General features: G+C 65.2%; 1 protein-coding gene. It reads left to right on the forward strand.

Going from position 1 to position 1045, the window contains the following annotated elements:
• Positions 1-1045: condensation domain-containing protein (locus A5688_RS17430; protein WP_242663217.1), on the forward strand; the 1045-nt coding region annotated here is incomplete at both ends.

Genomic DNA, 1045 nt, shown 5'->3' on the forward strand with positions numbered 1-1045 from the left:
TGCGGTATCTGGGGCGTGCTGATGAGCAGGTCAAGATCCGTGGGTATCGCATCGAGTTGGGCGAGGTCCAAGCGGCACTTGCCGACCTCGACGCGGTAGAGCAGGCGGTGGTGGTCGACCGTGAAGACAGGCCCGGCGGCAAGCGTCTGGTGGCCTATGTGACCGGGACTGCCGACCCGGCCAAAGTGCGCGCGCAGTTGGCTGAGCGGCTTCCGGCCTATATGGTCCCGGCGGCGGTGGTGGCATTGGCCGCGCTGCCGATGACCATCAACGGCAAACTCGACAAGCGCGCCCTGCCGGCACCGGAATACAGCGCGGACGCGTATCGGGCTCCGGGCAGTGCGGTCGAGGAGATCCTGGCCGGGATCTATGCCCAGGTGCTGGGGGTCGAGCGGGTCGGGGTGGACGACTCCTTCTTCGAATTGGGTGGTGACTCGCTGTCGGCGATGCGGCTGATCGCGGCCATCAATACCACTGTGGATGAGGGCCTTTCGGTGCGTGCGGTGTTCGAGGCACCCACGGTGGCCCAGCTGGCGCCCCGTATCGGTGAGGACACGGGACCGCTTGCACCACTGGTAGCGCATGAACGGCCCGCCGTGGTTCCGTTGTCGTTTGCCCAGAACCGGTTGTGGTTCATCGACCAGTTCCAAGGGCCGTCGCCGGTCTACAACATCGTGGCGGCCTTGCGGCTGGACGGACGCCTGAACGCCGACGCGTTGCGTGCGGCGTTGGCCGATGTGGTGGCTCGCCACGAGAGCCTGCGCACGATATTCCCTGCGGTCGAAGGGGTTCCGCAGCAGGTGGCTGCTCCTGTCGAGTTGGCCGATTTCGGGTGCGTTGTTGATAGCACCGGCTGTGCGGTAAGTCAGCTGAGCGAGGCCGTTAACGCCGCGGCGCGCTACACGTTTGATCTTGCTGCCGAGATCCCGCTTCACGCAACGCTTTTCCGTATCTCCGACGGTGAGCATGTGTTGGTGGTGGTGGTGCACCATATCGCGGCTGATGGTTGGTCGTTGGGGCCGTTGGTGCGTGATCTGGGGATCGC

The organism is Mycobacterium mantenii (assembly GCF_001667865.1).
Taxonomy (GTDB): Bacteria; Actinomycetota; Actinomycetes; order Mycobacteriales; family Mycobacteriaceae; genus Mycobacterium; species Mycobacterium mantenii_A.